Annotated in this window: 22 protein-coding genes and 1 tRNA gene; 10 read left to right on the top strand and 13 right to left on the bottom strand. The window is 39.8% G+C overall.

Features of this window, described 5'->3' with window-relative positions; genetic code table 11:
• Positions 1 to 25: 25 nt before the first annotated feature.
• Both FZ940_RS03710 and leuC read left to right on the top strand, forming a co-directional pair.
• Positions 26 to 2,137 (top strand): TonB-dependent siderophore receptor, encoded by a 2,112-nt coding sequence (locus FZ940_RS03710; RefSeq protein WP_148821517.1) that lies wholly within the window; start codon positions 26 to 28, stop codon positions 2,135 to 2,137.
• Between the two features lie 84 nt (positions 2,138 to 2,221).
• The gene (leuC, locus tag FZ940_RS03705; protein ID WP_148821516.1) at positions 2,222 to 3,487 is read left to right on the top strand and encodes a 3-isopropylmalate dehydratase large subunit; all 1,266 of its coding nucleotides are present in this window, start codon (positions 2,222 to 2,224) and stop codon (positions 3,485 to 3,487) included.
• A gap of 307 nt (positions 3,488 to 3,794) precedes the next feature.
• On the opposite strand, the gene FZ940_RS03700 is transcribed toward leuC, so the two are convergent.
• The gene (locus FZ940_RS03700) at positions 3,795 to 4,052 is read right to left on the bottom strand and encodes a SemiSWEET family transporter (protein WP_021091682.1); all 258 of its coding nucleotides are present in this window, start codon (positions 4,050 to 4,052) and stop codon (positions 3,795 to 3,797) included.
• Positions 4,053 to 4,179: 127 nt separating this feature from the next.
• On the opposite strand from FZ940_RS03700, the gene FZ940_RS03695 reads away from it, so the two are divergent.
• The 5 genes from FZ940_RS03695 to FZ940_RS03675 all read left to right on the top strand — a co-directional run bounded on the left by FZ940_RS03695 (position 4,180) and on the right by FZ940_RS03675 (position 8,997).
• Positions 4,180 to 4,668 carry a DUF7832 domain-containing protein gene (locus FZ940_RS03695; RefSeq protein ID WP_087586026.1) on the top strand — a complete coding sequence of 163 codons (489 nt, stop codon included), beginning with the start codon at positions 4,180 to 4,182 and terminating at the stop codon, positions 4,666 to 4,668.
• A gap of 104 nt (positions 4,669 to 4,772) precedes the next feature.
• Positions 4,773 to 5,348 (top strand): molybdenum cofactor guanylyltransferase, encoded by a 576-nt coding sequence (locus tag FZ940_RS03690; protein ID WP_148821515.1) that lies wholly within the window; start codon positions 4,773 to 4,775, stop codon positions 5,346 to 5,348.
• Positions 5,338 to 6,306, top strand: a complete 969-nt coding sequence (locus FZ940_RS03685; protein ID WP_262367588.1) for a phospholipase A — start codon at positions 5,338 to 5,340, stop codon at positions 6,304 to 6,306. Before FZ940_RS03690 ends, FZ940_RS03685 begins: the two co-directional genes overlap by 11 nt.
• A gap of 166 nt (positions 6,307 to 6,472) precedes the next feature.
• Entirely contained in the window at positions 6,473 to 7,867 is a 1,395-nt protein-coding gene (locus FZ940_RS03680) for a GntP family permease (protein ID WP_148821514.1), read from the top strand.
• A complete protein-coding gene (locus FZ940_RS03675; protein WP_148821513.1) occupies positions 7,864 to 8,997 on the top strand; it encodes a glycerate kinase family protein in 1,134 nt (377 codons plus the stop codon). Before FZ940_RS03680 ends, FZ940_RS03675 begins: the two co-directional genes overlap by 4 nt.
• A gap of 325 nt (positions 8,998 to 9,322) precedes the next feature.
• Here FZ940_RS03675 and FZ940_RS03670 read toward each other — a convergent pair whose 3' ends face one another.
• The 11 genes from FZ940_RS03670 to FZ940_RS03620 form a co-directional block, all read right to left on the bottom strand.
• Entirely contained in the window at positions 9,323 to 10,378 is a 1,056-nt protein-coding gene (locus tag FZ940_RS03670) for a tyrosine-type recombinase/integrase (RefSeq protein ID WP_148821512.1), read from the bottom strand.
• 76 nt (positions 10,379 to 10,454) lie between these two features.
• On the bottom strand, positions 10,455 to 11,315 hold the full coding sequence (locus FZ940_RS03665) for an AMIN domain-containing protein (RefSeq protein WP_148821511.1): 861 nt from the start codon (positions 11,313 to 11,315) through the stop codon (positions 10,455 to 10,457).
• 5 nt (positions 11,316 to 11,320) lie between these two features.
• Positions 11,321 to 11,503, bottom strand: coding sequence for a hypothetical protein (locus FZ940_RS09730; RefSeq protein ID WP_180378667.1), 183 nt, complete (start codon positions 11,501 to 11,503; stop codon positions 11,321 to 11,323).
• Between the two features lie 104 nt (positions 11,504 to 11,607).
• Positions 11,608 to 12,858: a phosphopyruvate hydratase gene (gene eno, locus FZ940_RS03655; protein WP_103565812.1), complete on the bottom strand. Its 1,251-nt coding sequence runs from the start codon at positions 12,856 to 12,858 to the stop codon at positions 11,608 to 11,610.
• Entirely contained in the window at positions 12,858 to 13,955 is a 1,098-nt protein-coding gene (recA, locus tag FZ940_RS03650) for a recombinase RecA (RefSeq protein WP_002940852.1), read from the bottom strand. The genes eno and recA overlap by 1 nt, the downstream gene beginning before the upstream one ends.
• A 62-nt stretch (positions 13,956 to 14,017) precedes the next feature.
• Complete coding sequence (locus FZ940_RS03645; RefSeq protein ID WP_148821510.1) at positions 14,018 to 14,506, bottom strand: addiction module antitoxin; 489 nt, start codon at positions 14,504 to 14,506, stop codon at positions 14,018 to 14,020.
• An 8-nt stretch (positions 14,507 to 14,514) separates the two neighbouring features.
• Positions 14,515 to 15,312: a UDP-N-acetylmuramate dehydrogenase gene (locus FZ940_RS03640; protein WP_148821509.1), complete on the bottom strand. Its 798-nt coding sequence runs from the start codon at positions 15,310 to 15,312 to the stop codon at positions 14,515 to 14,517.
• Positions 15,309 to 15,578, bottom strand: a complete 270-nt coding sequence (gene fliQ / locus FZ940_RS03635; protein ID WP_223154231.1) for a flagellar biosynthesis protein FliQ — start codon at positions 15,576 to 15,578, stop codon at positions 15,309 to 15,311. Before fliQ ends, FZ940_RS03640 begins: the two co-directional genes overlap by 4 nt.
• Entirely contained in the window at positions 15,575 to 16,390 is an 816-nt protein-coding gene (locus FZ940_RS03630; protein ID WP_410368983.1) for a menaquinone biosynthesis family protein, read from the bottom strand. Before FZ940_RS03630 ends, fliQ begins: the two co-directional genes overlap by 4 nt.
• A gap of 112 nt (positions 16,391 to 16,502) precedes the next feature.
• Positions 16,503 to 17,000 carry a chemotaxis protein gene (locus tag FZ940_RS03625; RefSeq protein WP_148821507.1) on the bottom strand — a complete coding sequence of 166 codons (498 nt, stop codon included), beginning with the start codon at positions 16,998 to 17,000 and terminating at the stop codon, positions 16,503 to 16,505.
• Between the two features lie 8 nt (positions 17,001 to 17,008).
• Positions 17,009 to 18,097, bottom strand: coding sequence for a nicotinate phosphoribosyltransferase (locus tag FZ940_RS03620; RefSeq protein ID WP_148821506.1), 1,089 nt, complete (start codon positions 18,095 to 18,097; stop codon positions 17,009 to 17,011).
• Positions 18,098 to 18,221: 124 nt separating this feature from the next.
• Between FZ940_RS03620 and modA the strand changes: the two genes are divergently transcribed.
• Positions 18,222 to 18,920, top strand: a complete 699-nt coding sequence (gene modA / locus FZ940_RS03615) for a molybdate ABC transporter substrate-binding protein (RefSeq protein WP_148821505.1) — start codon at positions 18,222 to 18,224, stop codon at positions 18,918 to 18,920.
• 8 nt (positions 18,921 to 18,928) lie between these two features.
• Entirely contained in the window at positions 18,929 to 19,588 is a 660-nt protein-coding gene (locus FZ940_RS03610) for a molybdate ABC transporter permease subunit (RefSeq protein ID WP_148821504.1), read from the top strand.
• An 8-nt stretch (positions 19,589 to 19,596) separates the two neighbouring features.
• Here FZ940_RS03610 and FZ940_RS03605 read toward each other — a convergent pair.
• A tRNA-Sec gene (locus FZ940_RS03605) sits at positions 19,597 to 19,694 on the bottom strand.
• Positions 19,695 to 19,769: 75 nt separating this feature from the next.
• Here FZ940_RS03605 and FZ940_RS03600 point away from each other — a divergent pair.
• Positions 19,770 to 20,345 carry a BON domain-containing protein gene (locus FZ940_RS03600; protein ID WP_087580773.1) on the top strand — a complete coding sequence of 192 codons (576 nt, stop codon included), beginning with the start codon at positions 19,770 to 19,772 and terminating at the stop codon, positions 20,343 to 20,345.

The following is a 20,345-nucleotide window of genomic DNA, read 5'->3' as shown; positions in this document are numbered from 1 at the left end:
TTAAAAATTTTTTAAGGGATGATAAATGAATAAATTTCGCATTAGTGCGGTGCTTTGTTTTGCTATTTCTGCTTTAAATGCTACTGATGTAAGCTTGGATGGAATTAGCATTGAAGATAGCGCAGACGATGGTTATAGAGCCACAACGAGTGAGGTGGGCAAGACAAATACGCCAATTCTTGAGATACCACAGACAGTAAACGTCGTAACCCAGCAGCAACTAAAAGATAAAAAGCCAGAAACTCTAGCCGAAAGCCTTCAAAACGTGAGCGGAGTTAGCTACGGAAACACCACGGGCGGTATCTTTGACTCGATCATTAAGCGAGGCTTTGGCGGCGGACGCGACGGCTCGATCATGCGTAACGGCGTACCGGCTAGCGTCATGCATAGCTTTAATAAAACCGTAGAAAGCGTCGAGGTGCTAAAAGGCCCCGCTAGCTTGCTCTACGGTGCGCAAGAGCCCGGCGGCATCATAAATATGGTCACTAAAAAGCCAAAATACGACTTCTCAAATGAAATTTGGGCCGGTATCGGCAATCGCAACTACTGGAATACAGGCTTTGATGCCACAGGACCCATTGCAGAGAGTGGATTTGCGTATAGATTTATATTTGATACGATGCAAAAGGACTACTGGAGAGAGTTTGGCGAATATAAAAATGTTCTCTTTGCACCCTCACTTTCGTATAAAGGCGATGACTACCGCATAAATTTGGCTTATGCGCACACACGCTCGACCGATCCGATTGACCGAGGCATGTATCTCGTTCCAAGCACCGGCAAACTACTACCCATAGATAAGAAAAGACGCCTTGACGAGCCATTTAATAAGCTAAAAACAAAGCTTGACACGCTAGATATAAATTTTGAGAAAAATCTCGGCGAAAACTGGCTGCTAAAGGGTGCTTATGCATTTTCTCGTTCAAAGCACGAGTATGGCCACATCAGGCTAATGAATGTATTAAATAATGGCACAGTAACTAGGAGAAACGAATATTACGACGGATTTATCCACCGCACGCATGCTGGATCATTAAATTTAAACGGCTACGTTAAAACTGGTGAGATAGAACACAACTTGCTCTTTGGCATCGACGCAAAGGAATACTATCGCTATAGACCAGGTGGCCTAAAAGATACGGGTAACCACTTAAGCATCAACATATATCATCCTATCTATGGAAGAGTAGGACTACCAACTGCCAGGGAGTCAAGCATCCAGTACCAAAAGCTAAAAACTATCGGATTTTACGCACAAGATAGCATAAATTTAACTGAAAATTTGATCTATTCTTTAGGAACTAGGTATGAATACTACGACCAAGTAGCTCGCGGCACAACTAGTGGACCAAATAGCACAGATCAACAAGATGGCAAATTTACGTGGCAAACTGGGCTTTTATATCTACTAACGCCTCAGTGGTCGGTCTATACCAACTACGCACAAAGTTTCAATCCGCAAATGGCTATGAAAGGCGATATCGGCGATATAAAGCCTGAAGAGGGCAAAAGTGTCGAGCTGGGAACTAAATTTCAAAACGATAGCATAACGGCTAGTGCGGCGGTTTTTAATATCAATAAGAAAAACATCATGCGCACCGTAAATAGCGTGAGTACGCCAGTGGGCGAGGCGCGCTCTAGAGGATTTGAGTTTGACTTTAACGGCCGCGTGATACAAGGGCTAAGCGTAGGCGCTAGCTACGCGTACACTAAAACCGAGGTGCGAAAGGATAGCGGAGCGTTTGCCGTGCTAGTGGGCAAACCGCTAGAAGCTACGCCAAAGCACCAAGCCAGCCTCTTTGCCAACTACGACTTTAGCCACCTAGGCGTAAAAGGTCTAAGGATCGGCGGTGGAGCTAGATATTTTGGCTCGTGGTATACATACTATATGAGGACAAATTTATCTGCAGTACCAGCAGGAACGGCATTCAAGATGGATAGTGCGGTTGTCTACGATGCTTTCATCAGCTACGATACCAAGATCGCGGGCTACGAGACGAATTTTGCCTTTAACATCAAAAACTTAACCGATAAACTATACTACACCTCATCATCGACTGGTACGGATGCTAATATCATACCGATACAACCAGGCTATGCTCGCCAGTTTATGCTGACCGCTAGCGTTAAATTCTAAATTTACTAGGCCTTTTGGCTTAGTAAATTTTCTTTAAATTTAGCAATTTTCGTTAAAATCGCCTCAAAAATTTAAAGGAAATTTATGAAACAAACTATCACCGAAAAAATATTTTCAGATCATGTTGGCAAAGAGGTAAGTGCTGGAGAGATCATCGAAAGTAAGATCGATATGATCATAGGCAACGACATCACGACACCTATTTCGATCAAGCAGTTTGAGCGAAGCGGCGCTAAAAAGCTAGCCAACCCAGACGGCTTTGCCATCGTTATGGATCACTACATCCCAACAAAAGATATCCTAAGCGCCAATCAAGCTAAAATTTCACGCGAATTTGCCTACAAACACGATCTTAAAAACTATTTTGATGAAAAAGATATGGGTATCGAGCATGCGCTTTTGCCTGAAAAAGGGCTAGTCATCCCAGGCGACGTCATCATCGGCGCAGACAGCCACACCTGTACGCACGGCGCTCTTGGGGCGTTTAGCACTGGTATGGGTAGCACCGACCTAGCTTACGCTATGATCACTGGTAAAAACTGGTTTAAAGTGCCTGAGAGCATCAAAGTCGTCTTTAAAGGCAAGCTTGATAAGCACGTCTACGGCAAGGACCTCATCCTTGAGATCATCCATCGAATAGGTGTTGATGGTGCACTTTACAAGGCGCTTGAGTTTAGCGGCGAGGTGATAGAGGGCCTTAGCATGGATGATAGATTTTCAATGTGTAATATGGCGATCGAGGCTGGTGCAAAGAGCGGTATCATCTCGGTTGATGAGATCACAAAAGAGTTTTTAAAAGATAAAAATTTACGCGATAAACCAAAATTCTTCTACTCAGACGAGGGCGCAAAATATGACAAAATTTTAGAGATCGATGTTACAAACCTTGATCCAGTCATAGCATATCCATTTTTGCCAAGTAACGGCAAGAGCGTAAGACAAGCGGTTCGTGACGATTTAGCTATCGATCAAGCATTTATCGGTTCATGCACAAATGGCCGTCTAAGTGACCTTCGCATAGCAGCGCAGATCCTAAAAGGCAAAAAAGTAGCTCGCAAGACAAGGCTCATCATTACTCCAGCGACGCAAAAGATCGCAAGAGCTGCCGAGAAAGAGGGCTTAATCGATATTTTCATCGAAGCAGGAGCAGTTGTGAGTAACCCAACATGTGGAGCTTGTCTTGGCGGATATATGGGAATTTTAGGTGCAAATGAACGCTGCATCTCGACGACGAATAGAAATTTCGTAGGACGTATGGGCGATAGAACGAGTGAAATTTATCTAGCCAACTCAGCAGTTGTAGCGGCCTCAGCCATAGCAGGTAAAATCGCCGATCCAAGGGACTTATAGGCGTTAGCTTTTAAGTATCTTTGAATGAGTTAGAAATTTTCACACTTCGATAAACTAGATGTTTTATCCTGTGTGAAAATTTCGTCACAACATCCAAATCTATCTTAAAATCTTGCCGGTCTAGGCTTGTTTTTACATAATCAAATAAAATTTAAAAGTATCTCTTCTAAAAAAAGCTTTTATTCTTCTAATTGACAAAATTGAGTTAATTCTTTGTGAAATATCAAAAAATTTAAAGTATTTGTATGGATTAATTTAACCGGTAAATTTGACTGTTTTTACAAATTTACCGGTTATTTTTAGCGCATTAAAACGCTGTTATCGTAGCCAAAAGACCAAAGATTATACCTGGGAAGTTTGCGGCAGAAAGTGGATAGTCTTTTTTAGCTTTTAATAGGCCGTAACTTGTCCAGATTGTGCAGTTTAGTGCAGCCGCTAGTGGCTGTATAAAAGGCGTCTTGTTGCCGTCAAGGTTGCCCATTATTTGTGGGATGTATGAAAAGTACATAACAACTGATAGGCATGTGCCGATCCAGCCTAAAATTTGTAGATTTTTTTCGCTCATTGCTTCTCCTTAAATAAAGGCGCCATTATATCTTTTTAATCATAGCAAGCAAATGGATAAAATAGCCATGATTTTATACTGCGATTAAGATGGCTTTAGTAAAATTGAGCATTTTAAAAGGATAAAAATGCCAGATATAGTATATGACAAAGCAAAATGGCATTGGGGTGCAAAAGATGCGCCGACTGATATACCGCATGAAAACGGTGCGACACACATTGCATTTTTCTTTCGCTGGTGCATGGAACACAAATTTTATTCAAAGGAATTTGCGGCAGATTTTGCGGACGATATAGCACAGATGGATGAAAATTTTAACTATCGTCAGTATCTTTTTGACGCTATGGACGGCGTACTTGGAAGTGCGGAGTTAAATACTGCTGGTAAAGCCTTTGCAAAAGCTTACTATACGACTGATCGAACAAAATTTGCCAAAATGTATGGTTGGTATTTGCAGGATTATACGGATTTTGTTTCGAAAAAATTTGGTGAAAAATACTTTGATAACGCCTATTTTTATATAGAAAACTCACAAGAAAACTATGCCTTGATCAAAGCTATCATTGATCGTCGCTACGAAGAATTTTTAACAATGAAAAGGGCAAAGCAGGCTTAAAATTTCACAAGTAGCATAAACAAAAATAAGTTTTATCACATATTTTTGGTAGATCAAAGCCGCTTTTAGCTAAATTTAGCCTCATAACTTTCTTAAGGGAAAAGATGCAAACTTGCGTGATTTTAGCAGGTGGCAAAAGCTCGCGTATGGGGCAAGATAAGACACTTTTGCCATTTGGTGGTTTTAAGACGCTTACTCATTATGAGGTTGCGAAATTTAGCAAAGTTTTTGACGAAGTTTATGTGAGCTCAAAATTTGAGAAATTTAGCCCGCCACTAAAGCTTATAAAAGATGAAAATAGCAATAACTATTCGCCAATGCTCGCACTTTACTCCATTCTTAAAAATTTTGATCATAGTGTTTTTGTGATACCAGCCGATATGCCATTTTTTGATCTTAAAAGCTTAGAGGAGCTTGCTAAATTTAAAGATGAATTTGACATGGTTGTGGCTAGTGATAATGAGCACATTCACTCGCTTTGTGGTTTTTTTAGCCCAAGGCTTGCCACTTTAGCTCATGAGTTTTATTTAAAAAATGAGCATAAAATCGGACTTTTGAGGAAAAGCTGTAAAAGCAAAGTCGTAAATTTTAAAGATAGTGAGCAGTTTTTTAACGTAAATTTCCCTGACGAATACGAAATGGCAAAGAAAATCCAAGAAAAGAAGATAAATGATGAGTAAAATTTTATTATTTTTAAGCCTTGGCCTTAGTTTTTTGATGGCAAGTGGGTTAGATGATTTTAAAAGAGCACAAGAGCTGGAGCAAAGTGGCGACATAAAGGCTGCGATGCAAATTTATAAAGAGCTAGCCAAAAGCTCTTTAAACGAGCAAAACGTGATACAAAATGTGCAAGAGAGCGAGCCAGCACCAAGAGAGGCAAAGCTAAAGCAAGCTGATCTTTTAAGAGAAGATAAAAGTAGTAAAAATTTACAAAATGCACTTGGTATTGAGCTTTATAAATTTAACTACCTTTTACCAGTAACTTATGCCAAAAATGTGCCAAACGATGAGCGAAAAAGCGTTGAAACTAAGTTTCAAATAAGCCTTGCAAAGCCGTTATTTTATGACCTGTTTGGATTTAGAGAGAGCCTTGTGGCAGCCTACACGCAGACATCTTGGTGGCAGATAGCAAGGACATCTGCGCCATTTCGTGAGACGAACTATCAGCCAGAAATTTTTCTAAATTTTGCCTCTCCAAAATATTTGGAGCAAATAGGTGTAAAAAACCTAAAATTTGGACTTTTGCATGAGTCAAACGGACGAGATGGTAGCAATTCAAGAAGCTGGAATAGAGCTTATGTGCAAAGTGATTTTGTTTTTGGCAAGCTTAGTATTTCGCCAAGAGCTTGGATGGTAGTGGGCAATAAGGGCGATAATAAAGATATATTAAAATACATCGGGCATGGCGATGTAAGGCTTAGTTACAACCTTAATGATCACATTTTTAGCCTGATGCTAAGAAATAACTTACATTTTGATAAGACAAATAAAGGTGCCGCTGAAATTTCATATATGTTTCCGATATTTTCAACTGGCGTTTATGGCTATTTGCAGTATTTTACGGGATATGGTGAGAGTTTGATTGATTATAATAGGCATACTGATAAATTTGGTCTTGGTTTTGTTATTTTAAAATAAGCTAAAAATTTTAAGCTTATAAAATGGCTAAATTTAGGCAAATAGTCATAAATTTACTCAAATATATCAAAAAATTTTAATTAATCAAAAAACTTAAAAATATTAGAAAAAATACAAGCAAATTTTGCTAAAATCTTAAGCAAAATCTCAGATCAAAGGAGTTTTTATGAGCGGAATCTCACTAATTGTCTGTTTTATTGTAGCCATCATACTTATGATCGTTATGATCTCTAAGCTAAAAGTGCATCCATTTTTGGCACTTATGAGTATATCTTTGGTTCTTGCGATCGTCGCGGGTATCGATCTATCCAAGATCCCAGCTATGATAGGCGTTGGATTTAGTGGCACATTTAAGAGTATCGGTATCGTTATTATCTTTGGAACGATCATCGGTACCGTGCTTGAAAAAACGGGAGCTGCTTTAAAGCTAGCTGATATGGTTGTTAAGCTAGTCGGACAAAAGCGTCCAGAGCTTGCTATGCTCATCATGGGCTGGGTTGTCGGCATTCCGGTATTTTGCGATAGTGGATTTGTCGTTTTAAACTCTATTCGCGAGGCGCTTTATAAGAAAATTTCAGCAAGCCCAGTCGCGATGTCAGTAGCACTTAGTGGCGGCCTATACGCATCTCACGTCTTCATCCCGCCAACTCCTGGCCCAATAGCAGCTGCAGGAACACTTGGTCTTGGCGGAAATTTACTCCTTGTTATCATCATGGGAACAGTCGTTTCAGTGCCTGTGTTGATAGCTGTTTATTTCTTTTCAAAGAGTGTTGGCAAAAGTGTGACTATCAGCGACAAAGATGCTGACGCTACCATCACAGCTACCTACGAAGAGCTTTTAAAGAAATTTGGCACGCTACCTAGTGGATTTTTGAGCCTTGCTCCTATCATCATGCCTATCATTTTTATGGCGATCGGCTCTATTGTCGATGTTTTAGCAAAACAAGGCATGTTTGATAAAACGGCTCTCTTGCCAAAGATACTTTTATTTTTAGGAAACCCTATCATTGCTCTTGCAATCGGCGTAATCTTTTGCGTGTTTTTATTAGTAGAAGCCAGAAAGATAAGAGAATTTGACCACATCACGAACGAATCTTTAAAGATCGCTGGACCGATACTCTTTATCACAGCAGCTGGCGGTGTTTTGGGTAATGTCATCACTGAGGCTGGCTTTGTAAATTTCATAAAAGAAAACGCAACCGCCATAAAAGCGATAGGAATTTTCTTCCCATTCATCATCTCAGCCGTACTAAAAACCGCTCAAGGAAGCTCGACCGTGGCTATCATCACGACAGCGTCTATCATGGGCGCATTTAGTGCCGACAACTCGCTCATACACACACTTGGCTTTACGACTGAGCTTTCGGCTACACTTTGTGTCATGGCGATAGCATCTGGTGCGATGTGTGTATCTCACGCAAATGACAGCTACTTCTGGGTTGTGACAAATTTTAGCAAGATGAGCGCAGAACAAGGATATCGCACACAAACAGCTATGACATTTATAATGGGCATCGTTGGTATAATTAGCGTTTATATCTTATCTTTGGTGCTTTTATGAGAATTTTAGTTGCGATTGATTCATTAAAAGGCTCGCTTAGCTCGCTTGAAGCGGGCCTTGCTGTAAAAGAAGGACTAGAAGAGATTGGCTGTGAGGTCGTTGTCAAGCCTATCGCAGATGGTGGCGAGGGTAGTGTAGAGGCGATGGCTGATGCACTCGGTGCGAAATTTATAGATACGATAGTTAAAAATCCACTTGGAATTGAAATTTTAGCTAGATATGCACTAAAAGATGACCTTGCTATACTTGAAATGTCAAGTGCTTCTGGCCTTACACTCATAAATCCAGATGAGAGAAATCCACTAAAAACTAGCACATTTGGCTTTGGTCAGATGATAAAAGATGCCATTGCTAAAGGTGCCAGAAAATTTATCATTGGCATCGGTGGAAGTGCGACAAATGACGCTGGTACAGGCATGCTTAGCGCACTTGGCTTTAAATTTTATGATAAAGATGGTGCTTTACTTGAAGGAAAAGGCGAAAATTTAGCCAAAATTTATGAGTTTACAGATGAAGAGGCACTAAAAGAGCTAAAGGATTGCGAGTTTTTAATCGCCTGCGATGTAGACAATCCTCTTTATGGCATGAATGGAGCAGCCCATGTTTATGCTCCTCAAAAGGGTGCAAATGGCCGCATGGTAAAAGAGCTTGATGATGGGCTAAAACACTTTGCAACTCTTGTAAAGGAAAAGACTAATAGCAAATTTCACACACAAAAAGGTGCTGGTGCCGCTGGCGGACTTGGCTTTGCATTCGTGGCATTTTTAGGAGCGAAACTTCGCCCAGGTATTGAGATCATTACGCAGACTATTGCACTTGAAGATGAGATCAAAAAGGCTGATCTAGTCATCACTGGTGAAGGCCGTATGGACTTTCAAAGCTCAATGGGCAAGACACCAACTGGGGTTGCAAAACTAGCCAAAAAATATCATAAGCCAGTGATCGCATTTGCTGGAAGCGTGCAAAAATGTGCCAAAGATTGCCACAAAAATGGGATTGATGCCTATTTTTGTATATTAAATGAGCCAGTGAGTCTTGAAGAAGCGATGAGAAAAGATGTCGCGATTAGAAATTTAAAGATGACAGCGGAGCAAGCTGTAAGACTCTTTAAAGTAGCAAATAAACTTTGATGGTTATCGGCTGGTAAACTTTTACTAGCCCTTAAATCTGATGATTAATTTATAAAAATGGCTATTGTTGGTTTGGGATATAAATTTAAAGAGTTTTATTAATCTCAAATATCAACTAGAGCTTTAAATTTTTATTTCTTAGTTACTATTTATTCTTAAATTTTGCCATCATTTTTTCATTGTATTTATATGAAAGACGTTTTTAAATCCCAATAAATCTTACTACTAGGTGGACTTATCTAATTTATAAATCACGTATAAGTTTTCTCATAAAGCTTTTTATTTATTATGGCTTTTGGCACAAGAAGTGAAATCTACTCTCCCGCTAAAAATCTTCAGCTACCTTTGCGGCAAGTTTTAGCTTGTCGCTATCAAAGTGAGTGTAAATTCTTGAGGTATTTAAGCTTGCATGCCCAAGAGCTTCTTGCACCAAAACAAGGTCTTTTTGCTTCTTGTAAAGCATCGTTGCAAAGGTGTGGCGTAGCATGTGAGCACCATTTTTCTCTTTTCTGATACCGGCTTTAAAAAGGATCTGCTCCACTATGCGACTTACATAGGCTTGCGTCAGTCTGGTGCCTTTTTTATTGATGAAAAGATAGCCCTCTTTGTTGATGTAGTTTATTGCAATCGCGTTTAGATGAGCTTCTATTAAGTGTCGTTTTATCATAACGATGCGGTATTTGTTGCCTTTGCCCCGGATCCTAATGATAAAAAGATCGCCATCTTCAGTGATGTCTTTTCGCTTTAAATTTAGAGCCTCGCTCACACGAATGCCAGTAAAAATTATCGTTTTTATTATGAGCTTATTGCGATTTGAGTTTTGCTTAAAATCACTCTCCTCGATCGCATCAAGAAATTTTTTGACCTCATCTTCGCCCATAAACTCAGGTAACTTTTGCCCTTTGTTGCCACTCACTCCGCCCCAGTTTTTTAAATTTATATCAAAAACATGAGCCTTGCCATCCTCTTCATTTTGTTTGTCTAAAAATGCAAAGAAATTTATCACTGAGATGCGGTAATTTTTCTTACTAGCATCGCTTAGTCCGCCAGTCGTGCTAGCTAGTATTTCGCTTAACAGCTCTTCATCGATCTGCTTTAGGCTGCTAAGCTCGTAAAATTTCATCGTTTCATATATTTTTTTAAGTGGATTAAAGTAGGTATTTATGCCAGTAAGCCCTGCATTTCTCGCGCTTTTTACCAAGCCATCAAGCTGGTCAATGTTCTTTACTTCGCGGCTTAGAGCGTAATTCACACTTGCAAGCGCCTTTGGATCTCGCAGCTCTTTATTTGAAAGTGAGCTAAGTTTAAATTTGACGTAGCGAGTAAGCCAAAATATAAATGAGTTTTCAAAATTATCTTTACAATCAAGCGGGTATTTCAAATCAATAACCTTAAATTTTTATTTTGAAAAGTATTATATTTGAAATTTTATAAAATCTACTCTTTTTAAAATTAAACTATAAAAGCTTAAGCAAATATCCATTTTCAACGGCTTCAAGCTTATATTTATGCATCTTATCAAGCTCTAAAACCACTCTAAAATATCTATCATGCCAACCTATGATCACATTTTTAAAATATTCATTTTCAAGTTTTAAGCTCTTAGTTTTAAAGCTTCTTGGCGGTCTTGCAAAGTCAAGAACGATCTTATTTTTCTCATAAGCAAAATGCTTTAAATTTTTAGCTTTTGTAGCGATTTTTAGCTCTTTGTTATTGGCTAGAAAGCTTATAAAACCTAGAAATTTAACATCCTTTCCGTTTTTTACATTATCAACTGGTTTTGTACTAGGCTCAATCTTTATCTCGACCACCTTTTGTTCAGGCTTTGTGGTAGTTTCTTTTGTTTTGTCTGTGCTAAGATCGATCACTACAACACTTGGAGTTGGCATATCTGAGGTTTTATTTCTATCTTTATTTGAAATTTTAGTTTCATTTTTTTCTATTATCACAGGAGTGCTTACTTTTTGGCTAGGCATATTTGCCATTGTGACCGAAACATCTAGCTTTTTTGCCACGATTGGTTCTGGATTTTTTACCTTATTTAAAGCAAATTCATCGCTGTAATCGATAGTTTTATTTATATCAGCTAGCCTTTTTTCCTTTATAGTACCGTCATTTGCTCTATATCTTATGGTGACATCTAGTAAAAGTGCCGCATCGCTTGGAAATTTAAACGAAAGAGAATCAAAGCTATCAAATTTTTCTATGATATTTGTTGTCATAACGCTTGTATTTAGCTCGCTAATAGGCATAAATGGGTTCTCTCTAGCAAAGACGCTTGCTGCAAATATAGATAAAACTAACCAAAATTTTTTCATCATTCCTACTTTTTATTAAAGTCTGGCTCAAGGCCTTGTAATTCAAAATAATCTTTTTGCAGACGCGCGTTCATTTTTTTTAAAATTTCCACGTCTTCGCTAAGCCTCTCTTTTTTGCTCTGAAGGCTTAACATAACATCAAGTGAGCGTTTGCCAAACATCATATTGCCTACATAAAAAGCAAACATAGCCACACAAATGGTGGCTATGACGTAGCGTAATGTCGGTCTAATGTATTTTAAAATTTTATGAAATATGCCATCGGTGTTGCCATATTCGTCTAAAATTTCGCTCAAATATTATCCCCCAAAAACTCGCCCGCCTCAAGCTCGATCTCAAGCAAACGGTTGTATTTTGCGTTGCGCTCGCTTCTTGAAGTAGCACCTGTCTTTATCTCGCCAGTGTTTAGTGCGACTGCAAAGTCAGCGATGAATGCATCTTCGCTCTCGCCGCTTCTATGGCTCATTATGCAGCGATATCCGTTTCTTTGAGCAAGGCGGACAGTTTGCATGGTTTGTGTGACTGAGCCTATTTGATTTGGCTTAATTAAGATTGCATTTGCGATCTTTTTCTCGATGCCTTCGCGTAAAATTTTCTCATTTGTAACAAAAAGATCGTCGCCAACTAGCTGCACCTTGCTGCCAAGCCTTTTTGTAAGCTCAGCCCAACCGCTCCAGTCGTCCTCGCTAAGACCATCTTCGATAGAGAATATCGGATATTTTTCGCAAAGTTTTTCGTAGTAGCTAATGAGCTCGTCACTGCTAAATTTCTTGCCCTCAAGCTCGTATTTGCCGTCTTTGTAAAGCTCGCTTGAAGCGACGTCAAGCGCTAGTTTTATCTGGCTGCCTAGCTCATATCCAGCCTCTTTTACAGCCTGAGAGATAAGCTTTAGTGGCTCTTCGTTGTCTTTTAAATTTGGAGCAAAACCGCCCTCGTCGCCGACAGCCGTGCTGTGGCCAGCTGCGTTTAGGATAGATTTTAGCTTGTGATAAATTTCAGTTGCAGCTCTTAGCGCCTCGCTAAATGTGCTAAAGCCAAATGGCATGATCATAAATTCTTGAAAATCAACGCTATTATTTGCGTGTGCGCCGCCATTTATGATGTTAAACATCGGCACAGGCAAGATACTAGCGTTTGCACCGCCAAGGTAGCGGTAGAGCGGGATATTTAGGCTCTTTGCAGCTGCGCGAGCTACTGCCATAGATACGCCAAGAACTGCGTTTGCGCCTAAATTTGAGTAGTTGTGCGTGCCGTCAAGCTCAAGCATCTCCGCATCGACTGCCTTTTGGTTGTAAGCATCAAGTCCTATCACTGCTTCTGCGATCTTTTCATTTACATTTGAAACAGCCTTTAAAACGCCTTTGCCAGCGTATCTCTCGTCTTTGTCACGAAGCTCGAGCGCCTCGCGCTTGCCAGTGCTTGCGCCGCTTGGTACGATCGCGCTTGCCTCAGTTCCGTCGCTTAGTCTAACTGTCGCACGAACTGTTGGGTTGCCTCTGCTGTCTAAAACCTCGTGAGCTTCTACATCTTCAATAAATACCATTATTCATCTCCTGCTTCGTTTGTGTCGTCGTCTTCGTCTTTTGCGCCGCTGCTTATTAGGTGATCGATCCCCATTGAGCCTTTTATCGCCGCTACTATCTCATCAGAAATTTCTGGATGCTCTTTTAGGTAAGCTTTGGCGTTTTCTCTACCTTGACCCAGTTTTTCGGCCTTGTAGCTAAACCACGCGCCTGATTTGTCGATGATGTCGAGCTTTACGCCATAGTCGATGATCTCGCCCTCTTTGCTCACACCTTCGCCAAACATGATGTCAAATTCAGCCACTTTAAATGGAGGCGCGACCTTGTTTTTAACGACTTTTGCTTTTGTGCGGTTGCCGATAGGCTCGTCGTTTTGTTTAAGCGTGGCTATCTTTCTTACATCGATCCTTACTGATGAGTAAAATTTAAGCGCATTACCGCCAGTTGTGGTCTCTGGCGTGCCATATCCCATCATACCGATCTTCATACGAATTTGGTTGATGAAGATGACAGTTGTCTTCATCTTGCTTAAAATTCCAGTTAGCTTTCTAAGTGCTTGGCTCATAAGCCTTGCCTGAAGGCCCACGTGCTGATCGCCCATATCACCATCTATCTCGCTCTTTGGAGTAAGAGCTGCGACGCTATCAACTACGATAAGATCGATCGCTCCGCTTCTTGCAAGTGTCTCAACGATCTCAAGTGCCTGCTCGCCAAAGTCTGGCTGAGAGACGTAAAGGTTGTCGGTATTTACACCTAAATTTGAGGCGTATTTTACGTCTAGTGCGTGCTCGGCATCGACAAATGCACAAATTCCACCAGCTTTTTGCGCTTCAGCTATGATGTGAAGTGTGAGCGTAGTCTTACCAGAGCTCTCTGGTCCGTAGATCTCGATGATTCTGCCTTTTGGAACGCCGCCTATGCCAAGAGCCAGATCAAGCCCTAGCGAGCCAGTCGGTATCGACTCGATAGCCTCAACCTCTTTGTCGCCAAGTCTTAAAAGCGTGCCTTTGCCAAAAGCTTTATCGATCTGCTTTAGAGCAAGCTCAAGCGCCTTTTTCTTGTCCGCTTCGCTCTCTGGGATAGCTATCTTTTTGTCACTATCTTTTTCTTTTGCCATTTTTTACCTTATAGTTGAAATTTGGCTTGATTTTATCTAAAAAGAGATGAATTTTACTTGATTTACTCGCAAATTATAATATTTTCGCCAAGCAGCGCAGCACTATCAATAAGAGCAAAAAGATGCTCTTTTTCAAACAAAAATCCATAAATTTGATCTTCATTTTTTAGTATCGCTAGCTTAAATGGCTCTACAAGCGCGCTTGCGCAAAGGTTTAAAAAAGCTTCATCGATACTGTTTTGTGAAATTTGGGGTTTTGTTTTGAAATTATCATCTTTTAAAAAAGAGAGAAATTCCTCTTGAGTGGTAGATTTATTAAATTTAAAAATTAGTTTTTCTTTTAAGGCCTGGGCTAAAATTTCATCAAATTTAACTAGGTCTATGTGATTTTGAACGCCTAAAATTTTGGCAAAATTTAGTAAGTTTTTATCATAATCAGCCACATTTTTCTCATGCTCACTTTGCGCCTTTTTAGCCCTATAAATGGCGTAAAGACCGATAGCTATAAACAAAAGTGAAAGGGTAAAAACTTCGCTCAAAAACTCACTCATCATCATCCTTATAAAATGCAAACTTCAGTCTTAAGCTCTACGCCAAATTTCTCTAAAACTCTAGCTCTAGCCAAATTTATAAGGCTAGTGGCGTCCTCAAAGCTTGCGTGGTTAAAATTTATCAAAAAATTTGCGTGCACTTCGCTAAATTTCGCTCCGCCGATCGCGTATCCCTTTAGTCCAACTGCCTCAAGCATTACCCCCGCAAAGTGCCCTTCAGGATTTACAAAGCAGCTGCCAAAGCTAGCGCCTTTTGGTTGATTTGCTCTTTTTGCGCTTATAGCATCAGATATGCTCGCATCAAAGCCACTAGAAAGCTCAAATTTAGCTCCCAAAATGGCCTCATCTATGCCGCTGTGGCGGTAGCTAAAGCTTATCTCCTCTTTGCGCACCCAGCCACGAGCCAGACGCACATGCGTGAGGTTGTCGCTTATGCTAAATTTAAGCAGCCCAGCGTTCATTTTGATAAGTCCGCCAAGAGTGCCTGGGATATTTTTTAAAAACTCAAGGTTCGCGATGTTATTTTGTTTGCAGAAGCTATAAATTTTGGCTGATTTTGTCGCAGCACCTATCTCAAGGTAAATTTTCTCATCACAAATTTCTAAATTTATATAGTCAAAACTCTTGCCAAGCATCGCCATTTTTGGGGGATTTGGCGAGATAAGAAGGTTGTTGCCCCCGCCTATCATCACAGAGCCTAAAAAGTAAGGTGAGCTTAGATCTTCAAGGCTATCAACCTCGAAAATTTCATGCACGCCACCTATCCTAACCGAGGTAAATTTAGAAAAATCAACAAGCCTCGTCACTGGATAAATTCCGGTATAAAATCAAGCATACGAGTGGTAAATTCAACCATCATCGAGATCATCCAAGGCATCAAAAATATGATGACAACGACGACTAGCAAAATTTTTGGCACGAAGCTTAGTGTGGTTTCGTTTATCTGCGTGGTCGCTTGAAAAATGGAGATGATAAGACCAGCGATTAGTCCGCTTAGTAGCATCGGAAGGCTGATGTAAAGGGCGATTTTAAAGGTTTCAACTCCAAGCGAGACAAGCGTACTTTGCATCAACTAAACCTTACTTCGTTGTATTCAGTTGGAATGAGATAGTCGTTTATGTCGATTGGCTTTTCAAAAAAACCTTTGTCATAGCCTATTTGATAGAGCTTGTTTAGCGCTTTTAGCTGCGTTTCGTTCATGCTTATAGACTCGTCATTTGCGTATAAATTTAGATACGTTTTAAGATCCTCTTTGCCAACTCTGATGAGATTTCGCTCCATTAGCATGTGAGATAAAAATGGCTTGTGCGAAGTGGCGATCCTGACAGCTTCGCTAAGCACTCTTTCGCACTCGATCGCGTCAGTTATCGGTAGGCTTCGTCTAAGCGCCATGCCACCAAGTGGAAGCGGCAAATTTTCGCCGTTTAGCTCGCTCCAGATATCCCAAATTTCACGCTCTACGCAGAGCTGGTCTGAGAAATTTAAGATACTTTCATGTATTAGCACGCCAGCATCGACCTCGCCACTAAGCACAGCATTTTCGATCTCAAGAAAATTTTTATAAACTATCCTTGCCTCTGGATAGGCTATGCGAAAGAGTAGGGCATTTGTCGTGTTTTTGCCAGAGAGAGCGACCTTGAAATTTCGCTTTAGCTGCTTGCCTTTTAGCTTGATAAGCTTTGGGCCATAGCCTTTGCCAAAGCTCACCGCGCAGCGTAAAAGTGCAAATTCATCGCAAATTTTTGGATAGAGAGCAAAGCTGATCGCTGTTGCCTCATAAGTGCCTTTTAGCGCCTCTTCGTTTAGCGTTTCGATATCAAGCGCCTTTGATGTGAAGGCTAAATTTTTACTGCTAACCCAGCCAAATTTGACCGCGGCATACATGAAAATATCGTCAGCATCAGGCGAGTGAGCGACGTTTATATTCTTGAAATTTTGCAAAGACGATCCTTTTTTTGATTATGCCATTTTAATGAAATTTATTTAAAATAAAGTTTTAAGGGCGGTTTTGAAACGATTTTACCAGCTTCGCCTCTTTGAAATTTAGCACGTATTTCACGTCTATGGCGTCTTTAGCATCTTTTCTTCGAGCTTGGAGCGTCGAGTAAAACGGATGCTTAAACTCAAGCATCTTAATAAGTTTTTTATCGCTATCTTCTTTTTTTATATTTTCAACGATTATTGTCGTTATAAATTTGCCCTCAAACTCGTAAAATGGCCACACTATTACGCCAGCATCGCTTGTTTTAAAGTCATTGATTTTAGATTTTTTAGGGATATTTAGCATCGAGATGATCTTTTTGTGAGGAATTTCTGCGTTTTGCACCGAGATCACCTTTACAAGCAGATCTTTGTTCACCCCAAGTCCATTTTTGCTCAAACGATAAACTCCGTCTTCAAGGATGCCCACTTTTTCAAAGGCATTAGCGTAGTTTGCGGCATTGCAAGTAGTCAGCAAAAGTGACAGAAACATTAAAATTTTTATAAATTTCATCTTTTCTCTTAAAATTTTACTCTCTTTAGCCTATCTGAAGCAAAATTTTTTCTGCCAAATTTTGCCTCATCTTTGCCGTTTAGCTCGACTAGATCGCCAGTAAAGCCACAAATGTCATTTTTAACAAGATAACTTCCCACGCCGTAAATATCAACTGGGGTGTTAAATTTCTCAAATTCACTCATTTTTTGTGGGTTAAAGCCTGAGCTAACGACGATTTTAACGTGACTAAAGCCAGCTTTATCAAGCGCCTCTCTTAGGGCAAATATAAGCTCCTTGCAAACGCCATGTGGGTCAAATTTACTTGTATCTTTGTCCTCAAAATACTTATCTATCAAATTTTTACTAGTATCAACTCTAACTGCGCCAAGCCTCTCTTTTAGGGCATTTGCAGCGTTTAGTGCGTCCGTGATTACGTCGTTGTTGTAGTCCACTAAGGCCGTGATCTTCTCATTTTCAAAGGTTTTAGCATAAATTTCTGAGGCTTTTACTATATCTCCGCCGCACATTTGAATGAGTGCGTGAGGCATGGTGCCTCCACCTTTTAGCCCTGTAAGCTCGCCCTGAGCGTCTGTGGCGACCTTTTTTATACCGCCGATAAATGAGGCGTAGCCGTCGCCTGACTGCGTGCAGATGTCATCTTGTCTATCAGCCATGCTAAAGACGTCCTTGCCATTTGCCGCTTTTATCACGTCTCTTGAGTTTGTCGCTACGCAGCTTCTTCTAGTAAGCGTCGCGTCGATGACGTTTTCTAAAAAGCCAAAATCCTCATACTTGCCACTTATCTTTAAAACTGGCTCGTTTGCGTTTATGATATCGCCATCATCAAGCGCATAAATTTCAAGCTCGCTTGGGTTTTTGGCAAATTTATTGATTATCGCTAAAACTTCGTCGATGCCACAAAGCAAGATATCGTCGCGCCTTTGGAAAAACTGCATCGTCACGTGCTGATCAGGCAGGTTTTGCTTAATTATCTCATTTACTTTTAGAAAATATTTCGCAGTAAAGTAGCCCTCGCCGATCCTTGGATCTAGCCTAAAAGTCTTATCTGTTAGCCTTTTTATCTTGCCTTGCATCTTTAGCTCAAGTTCGTTCATGTCTGTCCTTTTTTATCGTGATTATAGCATTTTGGTAGAAAAGTAAAAATTATAAAAATATATTTTAAGAATGTATAAGAGTATATTTTATAAAATCTTGAAATTTTACTTTTAAAGGAAAAATATGAAAAAGTTCTTACTTTTAATGGTTGCAATTTTTGCATTTGGCAATGAAAATTTGCTAGTAAGTGCGGGCGGTGGATATAAAAAGATAGTTGAGGCAGTCGCACAAAATCTCAAAAAAGATGGCGTAAATATCGACACTTCTTTTGCAAACATCATAGCGATCATGGCGCAGGCAAAAGAGGGCAAAACTGACGTGATCGTAGGCGATGAAGGCTTTTTGAAAAAGTCTGATTTAAAGATCGCTGAATATGTAAATTTAGGCTCAGGCGCCTTGGTGCTAGCTACTAAAAAAGGTGTGAAAATAGAAAAAGTTGAAGAGCTAAAAACGCTTTCTAAGATCGCTATGCCAGATGCTGTAAAGACGGTTTATGGCAAAAGGGCTAGTGAATTTATGCAAAAAGCAAATTTAAGTGGCGAGCTAAAAGATAAAATTTTAGCAGTTGCTGGCGTGCCACAAGTCGTTACTTATGTATTAAATGGCGAAGTTGATGCTGGATTTATCAATCAGACCGAACTAAACGCACACAAAGACGAATTTGGTAGTTTTATCTTGATAGACAAATCGCTTTACGCTCCAGCAAACATCGTAGCTGCAAAGCTTGAAGGATGCGACAAAAAGGCTGATTGTAAGAAATTTTTAAATGAGCTAAAAAGCGAGAGATCAAAAGAAATTTACACTAAATTTGGCATAAGATAAGGCGAAATTTGCAAGAGCTCTCTTGGCTTTTTGATCCGCTATTTTTAAGCATAAAGGTCGTTTTGTGTCAAGGGGCTTTGCTTATCATTTTTGGGCTGGCTTTGGCTTATTATTTAGCTTTTAGTAAGGCTAAATTTAAAGCTATTTTAGAGATAATCGTAACTTTTCCGCTCATCTTTCCGCCCATTGCTACTGGATTTTTACTGCTTTATCTGCTTGGCAAAAATGGTATCGTCGGCAAGGCTTTAAATTTAGAAATTATTTTTAGTTTTAAGGCTCTTGTATTAGCTGCTTTTATAGCTTCGCTACCACTTTTTGTAAAGCCTGTCGCTTCTACTCTTGGCTCACTTTCAAAAAGCCTAAGTGAAGCAGCATATAGCCTTGGAAAAGATAAATTTCAAACAGCTATTTTCGTGCTCTTCCCATGTGTTGCAAAAAGCGTAGCAGCGGCTTTTATCTTAGCGATCTCGCGTGGGCTTGGCGAGGTTGGCATAACACTAATTTTGGGTGGCAATATCATAGGCAAAACAGACACTATTTCGCTTGCCATTTATAATGCCGTATACGATGGTAAAAGCGATGAAGCACTAGTTTTAAGCCTTGTTTTGGTTGTATTAAGCTTTATTTTATTTGGGATTATAAATTTGCTTGATAAAAGCAAAATTTAAAATGAGAGTGGCGAGAGGATGAGAGAATCGAACTCCCCACCAGACGGTCAACCGCCCAGTCATCGGGTTTGAAGCCCGTGAGCATCACCAGATTACTTTATCCTCCGTGTGCGTTATTCTAGCAGATTTAGATAAATTTTAGCCCATTTTCTATAAACTTTTTGAAATTACAAAAGGATTTCTGATTTTAAAATTTAGCGTTTTTGCATTTTTGGCTCTATTTTTTTGCTCTTGCTCTTCGGTTCTTTCTCCAGCAACTGCACCACTAAATGTATATGATGCGTACTCTATTTCGCGTGATAAACGTGGTATTTACTCAATCACAAGAGATAAATTTATACAAAGCAAATTGCAAAGCAAAATTTTATTTTCAAAAGGGCTTAGTAATATCGACATCGAGATAGAGGTCTTTTACGGAGATGCCTATCTGATCGGACTTGTTGATAGTAAAGAGCTTGAAGATAAGCTAGTAGAACTGGCCAAAAGTACAGATGGTGTGCGAAAAATTTATACCTATCTTCGTATAAAAAAGCCAGAATATCCGTGCGATAGTCTAAAAATTCTTGCAAACTTAAAGCAAAATCTTTTTAAAGATAGTATAGTTGAGGGCACAAATGTGCGTGTTAGCATAGTTGGCTGCGATGTTGTATTTAGCGGCGTAGTTGATAGCATTGAACAAGAAAAACATGCTATTTGGTATGCTAAGCATATTGATGGCGTGGCCGATGTCTACTCATTTATCAAAGTTATCAAATAA

It is taken from the genome of Campylobacter concisus (assembly GCF_902460415.1).
Taxonomy (GTDB): Bacteria; Campylobacterota; Campylobacteria; order Campylobacterales; family Campylobacteraceae; genus Campylobacter_A; species Campylobacter_A concisus_Y.
The sequence above is the reverse complement of the archived record's forward strand: the minus strand, read 5'-3'. Positions and strand labels throughout refer to the sequence as shown.

Bases quoted from the DNA above. Each gene is read 5' to 3' on its own strand.
- FZ940_RS03710 (WP_148821517.1), top strand. From the start codon at position 26: ATGAATAAATTTCGCATTAGTGCGGTGCTTTGTTTTGCTATTTCTGCT.
- leuC (WP_148821516.1), top strand. From the start codon at position 2,222: ATGAAACAAACTATCACCGAAAAAATATTTTCAGATCATGTTGGCAAA.
- FZ940_RS03700 (WP_021091682.1), bottom strand. From the start codon at position 4,052: ATGAGCGAAAAAAATCTACAAATTTTAGGCTGGATCGGCACATGCCTA.
- FZ940_RS03695 (WP_087586026.1), top strand. From the start codon at position 4,180: ATGCCAGATATAGTATATGACAAAGCAAAATGGCATTGGGGTGCAAAA.
- FZ940_RS03690 (WP_148821515.1), top strand. From the start codon at position 4,773: ATGCAAACTTGCGTGATTTTAGCAGGTGGCAAAAGCTCGCGTATGGGG.
- FZ940_RS03685 (WP_262367588.1), top strand. From the start codon at position 5,338: ATGATGAGTAAAATTTTATTATTTTTAAGCCTTGGCCTTAGTTTTTTG.
- FZ940_RS03680 (WP_148821514.1), top strand. From the start codon at position 6,473: ATGAGCGGAATCTCACTAATTGTCTGTTTTATTGTAGCCATCATACTT.
- FZ940_RS03675 (WP_148821513.1), top strand. From the start codon at position 7,864: ATGAGAATTTTAGTTGCGATTGATTCATTAAAAGGCTCGCTTAGCTCG.
- FZ940_RS03665 (WP_148821511.1), bottom strand. From the start codon at position 11,315: ATGAAAAAATTTTGGTTAGTTTTATCTATATTTGCAGCAAGCGTCTTT.
- FZ940_RS09730 (WP_180378667.1), bottom strand. From the start codon at position 11,503: ATGTTTGCTTTTTATGTAGGCAATATGATGTTTGGCAAACGCTCACTT.
- eno (WP_103565812.1), bottom strand. From the start codon at position 12,858: ATGGTATTTATTGAAGATGTAGAAGCTCACGAGGTTTTAGACAGCAGA.
- recA (WP_002940852.1), bottom strand. From the start codon at position 13,955: ATGGCAAAAGAAAAAGATAGTGACAAAAAGATAGCTATCCCAGAGAGC.
- FZ940_RS03645 (WP_148821510.1), bottom strand. From the start codon at position 14,506: ATGAGTGAGTTTTTGAGCGAAGTTTTTACCCTTTCACTTTTGTTTATA.
- FZ940_RS03630 (WP_410368983.1), bottom strand. From the start codon at position 16,390: ATGTATGCCGCGGTCAAATTTGGCTGGGTTAGCAGTAAAAATTTAGCC.
- FZ940_RS03625 (WP_148821507.1), bottom strand. From the start codon at position 17,000: ATGAAATTTATAAAAATTTTAATGTTTCTGTCACTTTTGCTGACTACT.
- FZ940_RS03620 (WP_148821506.1), bottom strand. From the start codon at position 18,097: ATGAACGAACTTGAGCTAAAGATGCAAGGCAAGATAAAAAGGCTAACA.
- modA (WP_148821505.1), top strand. From the start codon at position 18,222: ATGAAAAAGTTCTTACTTTTAATGGTTGCAATTTTTGCATTTGGCAAT.